This is a genomic window from Vibrio sp. OPT46 (genome assembly GCF_015163535.1).
GTDB classification, from domain to species: domain Bacteria; phylum Pseudomonadota; class Gammaproteobacteria; order Enterobacterales; family Vibrionaceae; genus Vibrio; species Vibrio alginolyticus.
Map to the genome: position 1 here is coordinate 44,303 of NZ_JADDYG010000093.1, position 10,352 is coordinate 54,654.

The window sequence follows — 10,352 nt, forward strand, 5'->3', positions numbered from 1 at the left end:
GATGCTGTCTGAAGAGATAAAATACAGTCACTTGGGTTACGCCTATGCTTACTTGCTTGAAGCTATATGTAAGATCACTGGTTATTACTTATCCAATAACTCTTGGTATCCTTGCGATGTAAACGATTTCTGCGATATTCCATTCACTAATACCGATTATCCCATAAAATTCCCACTCCCTGACGATTTCCCTGTTGTTTTTATGATAAAAAATCAAGATATTCACCAAGATAACGTTGACTTCGGAGGCTTATCAGAGCAACAAATATCTGAAGTCAAGAGCTGGTACACTCATGCAGTCGTAAACAATCGTGACTTGGTATTATTTTATTATTAATTTTAACTATTAATAAATTATCCAATAGTTAAAATAACAATAGAATATTAATAAAACTCTAGCTTATATTAAGATAGAGTTTTATCTATTTAACTGAATTTTTATAATTTTAAAAATATTATATTTCACACCTAATTTATAGACTCTGTGTATAGTGTGTTCAGAGGCAATGTGAACTCATAGGATCAAAATCAAGTTCTAATTTTTAGAAGAAAAAACGATCTGCTTGTGTCAAAATGCGCCATCCCAACCAAAAAGTCTTAATGTAATGAACTACCAAGCTGCTATTTTTGATATGGATGGTTTGCTCCTTGATACTGAGCGCGTCTGTATGCATATTTTCCAAAAAGCATGTGAAGCCCAGAACCTACCCTTCTATAAAGATGTTTACCTTTCAATCATTGGTCGCAATGCAGCGGGCATTGAAGTGATTTTTCGTAAAGCTTATGGGGATGATCTTGACCGCTTACACGAAGAGTGGCGCGACCGTTACGACGCTGTGGTTAAGCACCAAGCGATACCTGTAAAAGAAGGGGTGATTGAGCTGCTTGAGTGGTTGAAAAGCCAAGGGTTGCCAATTGCAGTCGCCACTTCTACAGCAAAAGAAGTGGCACAGAAGAAGTTGGAGTTAGCGGGCCTAAGCAAGTATTTCGACAACTTAACGACGGGCTGTGAAGTGTCACACGGCAAACCTGATCCAGAGATCTACCTGCTTGCAGCAAGTCGTCTAAGCGTAGATCCAACCAAATGTCTCGCCTTTGAAGATTCAAATAATGGCGTGCGTGCTGCTGTAGCAGCGAACATGATCACTTATCAAATCCCTGATTTGGTTGAGCCTTGTGACGAAATAAAGCAATTAGGCCATACTGTCGCACCTTCACTGCATGATGTGTTGCATGCGTTAAAGCAAACTCGCTAGGTCTACTTGTCGTCTGTTCTCTAGAAGCTCAGCAATTTAGCTGAGCTTCTTTCTCGAAACCTCTCCAATACCGTAAAACCAAACAATTCTGCCACCCGTTTAGAGAGATTATTTTCACCTTAACTCTGGCTAATCACGACTTTTGATTTAACTCACGCAATCGCATGAAATAAGGCATTTGAGTGATCAAATAGCGGAACTGACCAGTACAAGCTTGCAACAAAACGTCAATATACCGATTGAAGCACGTTTTTGGAGTGAAAATTGGCTGATAATGAGAACTATTGGATAAGATCAATCCAAGTCAGCCTAAAATACAAAATGGAGAGTGTTATATGTCTTTACGTTTATTAGCAACAACCTTCGCATTAGTAGGAATGAGCTTTGGTGCCCAAGCCAGTGCCGAGTGTGAAGTGTCATTAGATGCTAACGATATGATGCAGTTTTCTACTAAAACATTGAGCGTACCAGCCACTTGTAAAGAGGTAAAACTAACGCTGAATCACACAGGTAAGATGCCAGCGCAATCGATGGGTCACAACGTGGTCATCTCTGACACAGCCAACCTACAAGCAGTCGGTACTGATGGCATGGCAGCTGGAGCAGAAAATAACTACGTAAAACCAAATGATGATCGCGTCTACGCTCACACAAAAGTAATTGGTGGCGGTGAAAGCACCAGCATTACGTTCAGTACTGAGAAAATGAAAGCCGGCGGTGACTATTCATTCTTCTGTTCGTTCCCGGGTCACTGGGCAATCATGCAGGGTAAATTTGAGCTAAAATAAAAGCTTTAGCCAAGCCAAAAGAAGACTCATTATAGGGAAGCCAAGGCTTCCCTTTTTGATAGATAAAATAGCAATTGAGAAAGGTCTAACACGTCTGGAAACGTGACCAAGAAACATAGCAAGTATGAAACCCTTGCTCCATTGAGATTAAGTTCTTTTGCGAAAAGTTATGGTTAAAAATCAGATTTTTATTTTGCCTTTCCGAAACACAACTAAATGATAAAAGTCATTCAATACCATGTAACTCTTTCCAGTTTCCTGGATGAACCACATAGCCGAACAGAGCATGCCCACCATAAACCAATTCAGTCCCTTCCGGTATCCACAGCATCTGACCTGGGTGCACAAAATGTGTTTCACCATTTGCGGTCAGCTCGAAACAGCCTTCAATCACGAAAATAACCTCATCATAAAGCACTGTCCAAGCCACTTTAGCGCCTTCCCATTTAGCAAAGCCTACGCCTATGTTTGGTGAAATTTCTGGGCTTAACGCCCTGGCAACATACGCCATTCCTGGCGTATCACCACGAACATTGAAATCTAGACTTTTACTATCAACAAGTTTGACTGGCTTCATAATTCACTCCGGCTTTGCCATTTTGCTAATTGGATACGCGTTTTTACTCCCAAACCTAAAAAAGGCTCTGGCGGATTCAAACAAGGCATTCCTGTCACTTGCTGTATGTCATCCAATGATTTAGATGTCGCACCAACGACATAGTCAGCTAACAGTGTTCCAGAAATGGTTCCCCACGCAGCACCAACACCATTGTCACAAGCGCTGGCATAAACACCTTCATCTAATTGACCGAAAAAGTTAGTAAAGTTACGAGAGATGGCATACACCCCACCCCATGTGTGAGTAAATGGTACGTCGGCCAGCTCGGGATAACGCGCCAGAAAGACCTGACGATGATCGTCGCGAATTTGTTCTCTGACTTTATCGTTCATGCTTGAGCCATATTTCGGCACGTGTTTGTAAGTATTGCGGATCAAAATACGTCGATCGGCGGTCATACGTAACGTCGTTCCCGCATGATCAGCTGGAGTTAACCCCCAATTCAGCTCACCTCCGTATCGCTGCATTTCTGCGTCGGTTAATGGACGCGTCCAGCTTGCAAACGTCATCACTGGAAGTAGTCTGTTTTTAAGATAACCAAACTCCCGAGTAAAAATGCTGGTCCCAAGCAGCAGTTCAGGGGCTTCAACAGAGCCTCTATCTCCATGTAATACCCAGCAACCGTTTTCTTTACTGAGCTTGCGGATTGGCGAGTTCTCTAACACCTCGACATTCTCTGGAAGGCTTTCCCCTAGCCCACGCACCAAAGCAGCAGGTTGCATTAAATAACCACCTGGCGTGTAAATTGCGCGGCTGTAGTAGTTTGTTCCCAAGACTCTCGCCAGCTCACTGCCATTAACATGGAAGTATGGTTCGCCAAGGTCTTTCATTAGGTGCTCAAAGTGATCGAGATACGCTTCACCGCGCGCCCCTACGGCTCCTTGATATTTGCCCTTTGCTGACCACTGACAAGAAATACTGTGCTTCGACACTAAAGTGTTTAGCTGAGCAATCGCAGAACGGTTGAGTGATAATAACTTTTGCTTGTGCTCAGGGTCGGGATGCTCAAGTGAAAACTTATGAGGCAAATCGATAACAAAGCCCGAATTTCTTCCTGAAGCCCCTTGGCCGATACGTTGCGCATCAATCAGTATAATTCGTGCATTAGGCATAAGTTCAGCTAAACGTCTTGCCATAGCTAGGCCTGCGAAACCGGCACCTAACACGGCATAGTCAGCACTTTGTTTACCTTTTAACGCCGATTTTTCTGGAATACTTGGCAACGCATGGTACCAACCACACGTCACGTCATCATTGGGTAAATGAATCATCTTTTTTCTCCGCTACGCTGCTGACAGTTTCAATGACAATTGATCTAGCCAAGGGCCGCGTAATGACTGTACTTTTCTTCCTAGCAACGCAAAACCGAGCATTGCTCCTTCTGGTGAATAAAACGCAGCGGTCAATTCATCTGCTTGGTTCTCGATGTACCATTGTCCCTGTTCTTCAGCGGCTACCGGGAAAATCGTGAGTGGAAGAATCGGCGTTTTTACAATCACTGGAGTTGGTGTTAACGAGATAGGGGCGACATCGCCTAGCAAGCTTTTCGCTACAGAAGGGATCATTTGATTAATCGGTGCAATATAGGGCTGCCAACCTTGCTCAGTTTCAACACAGTCACCTAGCGAGTAAATATTCTCATCACTCGTCTGGCCGAATTGATTCACTTTAATGCCACGGCCCACTTCGAGCCCTGCTTGCTCAGCCAGAGAAACATTTGGCTTGAGTCCAACCGCGCTTAGCACTAGGTCTGCTTCAATCTGCTTGCCACTGTTCAGATGTAAAACCGCACTGGATTCGGACCTTGGCTCGATTCTGGCGATACTGTCTTGTAGAGCCCATTGCACGCCTCGTTCGGCGAGTGCACTTTGTAATGATTCACCCAACTGTTGCGGGATCAAACGCTCCATTGGCCATTGACCCAACCCGATAACTGTCACTTCATAACCGCTTTCGATCAGGTCATTCGCGAACTCACAGCCAATTAAGCCATCACCTAGGATCGCGATGCGCTTTTTGTCTTGCAGCTCCGATCTGAAACGGCGGTAGTCAACTAAGTCGTTCACACTCATAACCCAAGAGCGATCGCCCTCAATTGGGATTTCAATCGGTGATGCACCTGTTGCCAGTACCAAGCGGCTGTAGGCGTATTTACCGATGGAGGTATGTAGCGTTGAATTGGCACGATCGATCTGTTCAACACGCGTATGCGGGTAAACGCGGATATTGAGACGGCTTTCCCACTTCAACGCGCTTTCACTTTGCAGCGCGTCGCCGTCTTTGTTCATGACCAACGCATTAGACAAAGCTGGTTTGCTGTACAAAGCGCCATCATCAGCGGTAAAGACGGTGATAGCAACCGTCTCGGATTGTGCTCTAAGTGCCGCCGCCAACTGGTAACCACTGTGGCCACTACCGATGATAACGATAGGGTCATTTGAGAATACAGGTTGAGTAACTTCAGATGGAAGAGGCTGAGCCGTATTTCGCTGAACAGACGCTTCTACCGACACCGAAGACACAGCTGCAACCTCTTCTAGTGGCGCATCGTCGGTGATTTCGATCATTTCAAAATCGGCCTTACCCACTAAACAGTCAGGACATAACCAGTCATCCGGTACATCTTCCCATGCTGTTCCTGGTGCAATGCCATCGGATGGCCAACCTTGTGCTTCATCATAGATTAAGCCGCAAATAATACAGAGCCACTTTCTCATCACTTATACTCCAACTACCTTGTTCAGAATTTCCGTGTTTACAAACCGCTGTCAGATTTGTTGTGATTCCATCAACCTCGCCCTAGCTTGTGGTCTGAAATCCAAGCCGGTACGAGGTGATGAAAATACAGTTACACGGTAGCTATACGTTGCTGTCTTACTGCAAACGAATGGCAATATTGCGTGTCTGGACGTAGCTATAAATCGCTTCTTGTCCTTTTTCTCGCCCAAACCCGGACAAGCCCACGCCACCAAATGGTGTTTCGATGCCACCAGCAAACCATTCATTGATGAACACTTGTCCACCACGCAGTTGCTGTGCCACACGCAATGTTTGGTTTAGGCTTTCACCAAAGACACCAGCGACCAGGCCAAAATCGGTGCCATTCGCGATTTCAACGGCCTCTTGCTCGGTTTCAAACGGTGTAATTACCAGTACAGGGCCAAACACTTCTTCTTGAGCAATACGCATATCTGGTGAGGCTTCAATCACCGTCGGTGCCACAAAGTAACCTGACAAATCAGGGGCGTACCCACCCGTTAGGATGTTCGCGCCGTCGGCTTTTGCTTGTTCTATCATTTCAAGCACGCGTGCTTGTTGATCAGCCGATACCAACGGTGTGATGTCCGGCTGGCTTTCGCCTTGGCCAATGGTTAGGCTTTTTGCCATTTCCACTACCGCCGCTTTTACTTCTTCATAACGCTCTTTTTGAATTAGCAAACGAGACATTGCCGAACAAACTTGACCAGCGTTAAAGAAAATACCGACTTGAACGCTTTGTAAAAGCGTTTCGAGACTCACATCTTTCAGTGCGATAGCGGCCGATTTACCACCCAGCTCCATCACAGATGGTGTGGCGCGTTGCGCTGAATCTTTCAGTATGCGTTGGCCGGTCGGCACAGAACCTGTAAAGACAATTTGATCAACGTCTTGATGCTGCACCAAATGACTGCCAACGACTGAGCCTTTGCCACATAGCAAGTTAATCGTGCCTTTTGGGAAGCCCGCTTTTTCAATCGCTTTAATCAACAACGTCATGGCAAGTGGAGAAATCTCTGGCGATTTGATCACCACTGCGTTACCTGCGGCTAATGCAGGTGCCAATGAGCGTGCACAAATAGAGACAGGGAAATTCCACGGCACAATCTGCACTGACACGCCAAACGGCACATATTGAGTGAAGTCGACATAGTCTTTACCCAACGGAATTGACGTGCCTTCCAGCTTGTCGGCCATGCCAGCGTAGTATTCGAAGTAACGTGCCGACTCTAAAAACTCATCTTTGGCATCTTGCAAAGATTTCCCATTTTCACGACAGGCAACTAACCCACCTTCATCAACCATTTCACGAATAGCTGCGGCGGCTTTTAACATCCACTCGGTTCTGACGGCGGGACGAACGTCCGAAAGAAGACCTTGATAGACCACTCGACGTGCCGCTGCCATTGCGCGATCGGCATCGGTGATAGTGGCTTCTGCAATCGTCGCATACGCTTCGGCTGTGCCAGGGTTCATGACGGTCAGCGCTTGCTCTGAATCGCACCACTCACCATCAATATAATTAAGGTAATGCATCATATTACTGCTCCAGTGCCGCTTTCACTTGCTTTGCCAACCAGGTTTGGAAGAAATGCGTCGGAACATCCATTTCTGGTGAGAACACACCACCACCAAAGCCAGGTGAGTAACGACCTTCCTGCATGCCCTCGACCGCTCCAATATCTTCGCCGAATACGACTCGCCATGACTCAACGGTAGCAGTACGGCACGCAGCGAACTCATCTTTCGTTGCTTCATCACCCACATAGAAAACACGTAGGTGCTCAACACTCTTATTCGCAGTGATTGGTTCAATCATCATCGCAAAGGCATGATCGGCTTGAATACCAAGCAACACGTTTGGAAAGAGTGCAACATATTCTGCATGACGCAGTTTATCTTCTGGCCAGTTTGGAAATTTAGGTAAGTGTGTTCCTGCAGTATCAGAGAGGTTGTATGCGAGACTACCTTGGCCAGCAAAACGCTCTGCAAACATGATGTTGTAGTGATCCTCTAGGCGAGAATAACTGTTCAAACTCGGATGCACCCAAGGTAAGTGGTAAGCTTCACAGTAGTTTTCTACGGCAAGCTTCCAGTTACTTTTCACTTCTATCTCTAAGTTGCCACCCATGTTCACGCGGCGAAGAAGCCCTAATCCTTCTTCACCTAAGAATTGCTGCCAACGTTGCTCTAGCGGCGCGATATGCTCTTCAAAGCTTTCTGCATTGCCCGATAAGTTGACGAACACCATGTCCATCCAAACGGCTGAACGAAGTGGCTTAAGGCCATGTTTTTCACACTTAAATCGGTCATCTTTGTGTTTTGCGATACCACCAATGTGTGGTGTGCCTTTTAGATTACCGTCAAGATCGTACGTCCATGAATGGTAAGGACAGCGAATCATGCCTTGAACTTCGCCTGCCTCATGAACCAGCTTCATACCACGATGACTACATACGTTGTGGAAAACTTGGACTTCACCTTGGCGATTTCTCATCATGAGTAGTGGAAGATTCATGAAATCAAGTGGCATCACATAACCATTTTTAAGCAGGTCTGATGCAAAACCAATACATACCCAAGTGTTACCAAACACCTGATCACGCTCAAAAGTAAAATACTCTTCGCTGGTGTAGGCCTGATTCGGCATTCCTGTTGCTTCACTGATTGGGTTCAGTACATTATCAACAAGTTCAACAGGAATAATGGTTTGGTTGACATTGCTCATATTCTTATCTCCGAGAGTCGAGTTGCATCCAGTGCGTACAACATCGTGTTGTGTTAGTGGAGAAGATTTTGATTAACAACCCGGCAACAAACAAACGACTTTTTCGCCGGGCTTGGATGAGTTTTTGTCATTCATGCATTGATCTCGAACAAAAAAATAACCTTTTAATTAACAATGATCTTCTTGTCATGATTAATACTCATTAACCGATGAGTATTAATCAGTTGAAACACAAAAGCCCTCTCTCTACTCTCTTTCAAAAATTAACAATAACGCAACAAACAATAACGTTAAAACAAACGCACTGTGAGGGATGCCTATGAGAGCAACATCTGGGATATTGAAAGGACTCAATCCGACTGTGACAATCGCATCAAAGATCGTCGTTATCGGTTTTGTACTTTTCTGCGCCATTCTCGCCAATCAAGCGGGCCAATACTTCGAAACGATTTCCGGCATTTTGCTACAGAATATGAAGTGGTTTTACATCGGACTTGTTTCACTCGTTGTCGGTTTTCTTCTTTACCTTATGGTTAGTCGATATGGGCATATTCGTTTGAGTAAAGATGACGAAAAACCAGAGTTTAGTTATTTGTCTTGGGTATCCATGCTTTTTTCCGGAGGCATGGGGATAGGCTTGATTTTCTGGTCGGTCGCCGAACCGATGTGGCATTACGCTGACAACCCATTTACTCAAGGCCTGACCAATGAAGCCGCAACAACATCAATGAAACTGACATTCTTTCACTGGGGTCTACATCCTTGGTCTGTCTTTATCATTGTTGCACTCGCATTAGCTTACTTTTCCTACCGTAAAGATCTGCCTTTTACCCTACGCTCTATCTTGTACCCTTTGATTGGTGATCGTATTTATGGGCCTATCGGACACACGGTTGATATCCTAACAGTCGCGGTGACTGCTTTCGGTATCTCTCAAACCTTGGGGATGGGAGTTATCCAAATAAACTCTGGTTTGAATCAAGCCTTTGGTCTAGAAATTAGTTTGGGGATTCAACTCTTTATTATCGTTTCCCTTTGTACTTGTGCGGTTGCGTCGGTGCTATCTGGTGTAGGAAAAGGTATTCGCCGTTTATCAGAATGGAACATGCTGCTTTCACTCGCACTCGTGCTAGTAGTACTTTACATTGGTCCAACTCGCTATATCTTAAATACGCTACTTGAAAGCACAGGGCTTTATGCACAAAACATTGTCGGTATGAGCTTATGGAGCGATGCACAGAATGACTCTGGCTGGCAAAACTGGTGGACGGCTTATTACTGGCCTTGGTGGATGACTTGGGCACCTTTCGTTGGCATGTTTGTGGCTCGTATCTCTAAAGGACGCACAATACGTGAACTTATCGGCGGTGCTCTCATCGTACCCACGCTGATCACGTTTTTATGGATTTCAGTATTTGGTGGTGCAGCGTTGAAGGTAGAGCAAGACGCTCGTGTTGCTCATCAAGAGCAAGTCACTGCGGCACAAGAAGCCAAACAAACACCACCTGCGGATTTTTCTGGCGGCCCGATTCTTGAAGCGACTAAAGCCGATACGACACGCGCTTTGTTTACGCTATTCGACAATCTAGATACAGGTATGTTTGGTAAACTACTTAGCGTGCTTGCGTGTCTATTACTCGGTACTTATTTCATTACCTCCGCAGACTCGGGTACCTTGGTTCTATGTACCCTCGATGCCGCTGGGCACAGTGAGCCTCCCACCTCTATACGCGTATTGTGGGGGATCATGATCGCAGCCATTGCGGGAGTACTTCTATACGCAGGAGGGTTAAAAGCAATGCAAACGGCCTCCATTATTGCCGGTTTCCCTATCGCCATTTTTATCGCAGTGATGAGCTTAACGCTGTTTCATAGTATTCGACGCGAACCTAAGCCATGGGCAATGCTTCCAGAGCACGTTCACCCAGAGCAAGAGAAACTTGATGGTCCTGTTGAACCGCTTGTTGAAAGCAAAACAGTGGTTTCCGAGCCTATCGCTTCAACATCCTCACTAAAAGATGATTCCACACTCAATCAGGGACCAGTACTAAGTTAGTGCGTCGTTTCATCAATCAATTAAAACAAAGCGGGAACTGGTACTCCCGCTTTTTAACATGACCAAACTCTGTTATTTTCTCTGCTTATTGATTTAGGCTAAACCTCGATCACCCACCTCATCTGGCAACTGTTGCAAAAGCCACTCT

The 10,352-nt window shown here is 45.4% G+C and carries 8 protein-coding genes and 2 pseudogenes; 4 read left to right on the forward strand and 6 right to left on the reverse strand.

Annotated elements, in window-relative coordinates; translation table 11 throughout:
* From IQR33_RS32305 to azu, 3 genes and pseudogenes are all read left to right on the forward strand, one after another.
* A pseudogene (locus IQR33_RS32305) lies at positions 1–337 on the forward strand (transcriptional regulator); the annotation flags it as partial.
* Positions 338–605: 268 nt separating this feature from the next.
* The gene (locus tag IQR33_RS04435; protein ID WP_064369655.1) at positions 606–1,256 is read left to right on the forward strand and encodes an HAD family hydrolase; all 651 of its coding nucleotides are present in this window, start codon (positions 606–608) and stop codon (positions 1,254–1,256) included.
* 335 nt (positions 1,257–1,591) lie between these two features.
* Positions 1,592–2,044, forward strand: a complete 453-nt coding sequence (gene azu, locus IQR33_RS04440) for an azurin (RefSeq protein ID WP_005375211.1) — start codon at positions 1,592–1,594, stop codon at positions 2,042–2,044.
* A 226-nt stretch (positions 2,045–2,270) separates the two neighbouring features.
* Here the strand turns inward: azu and IQR33_RS04445 are convergent, their stop codons facing one another.
* The 6 genes and pseudogenes from IQR33_RS04445 to IQR33_RS04465 all read right to left on the reverse strand — a co-directional run bounded on the left by IQR33_RS04445 (position 2,271) and on the right by IQR33_RS04465 (position 8,148).
* Positions 2,271–2,621 carry an ethanolamine utilization protein EutQ gene (locus tag IQR33_RS04445; RefSeq protein ID WP_017635301.1) on the reverse strand — a complete coding sequence of 117 codons (351 nt, stop codon included), beginning with the start codon at positions 2,619–2,621 and terminating at the stop codon, positions 2,271–2,273.
* Positions 2,618–3,934, reverse strand: coding sequence for an NAD(P)/FAD-dependent oxidoreductase (locus IQR33_RS04450; RefSeq protein WP_193837289.1), 1,317 nt, complete (start codon positions 3,932–3,934; stop codon positions 2,618–2,620). The genes IQR33_RS04445 and IQR33_RS04450 overlap by 4 nt, the downstream gene beginning before the upstream one ends.
* Before the next feature lie 12 nt (positions 3,935–3,946).
* Positions 3,947–5,230, reverse strand: coding sequence for an NAD(P)/FAD-dependent oxidoreductase (locus IQR33_RS04455; protein ID WP_225491648.1), 1,284 nt, complete (start codon positions 5,228–5,230; stop codon positions 3,947–3,949).
* A pseudogene (locus tag IQR33_RS32310) lies at positions 5,219–5,380 on the reverse strand (rubredoxin); the annotation flags it as partial. The pseudogene IQR33_RS32310 and the gene IQR33_RS04455, both read right to left, overlap by 12 nt.
* 157 nt (positions 5,381–5,537) lie before the next feature.
* Positions 5,538–6,959 carry an aldehyde dehydrogenase family protein gene (locus IQR33_RS04460; RefSeq protein ID WP_169628845.1) on the reverse strand — a complete coding sequence of 474 codons (1,422 nt, stop codon included), beginning with the start codon at positions 6,957–6,959 and terminating at the stop codon, positions 5,538–5,540.
* 1 nt (position 6,960) lies between these two features.
* On the reverse strand, positions 6,961–8,148 hold the full coding sequence (locus IQR33_RS04465) for an aromatic ring-hydroxylating oxygenase subunit alpha (RefSeq protein WP_054577059.1): 1,188 nt from the start codon (positions 8,146–8,148) through the stop codon (positions 6,961–6,963).
* A gap of 319 nt (positions 8,149–8,467) precedes the next feature.
* On the opposite strand from IQR33_RS04465, the gene IQR33_RS04470 reads away from it, so the two are divergent.
* Entirely contained in the window at positions 8,468–10,204 is a 1,737-nt protein-coding gene (locus IQR33_RS04470; protein ID WP_031778888.1) for a BCCT family transporter, read from the forward strand.
* The last annotated feature ends 148 nt before the right edge of the window (positions 10,205–10,352 follow it).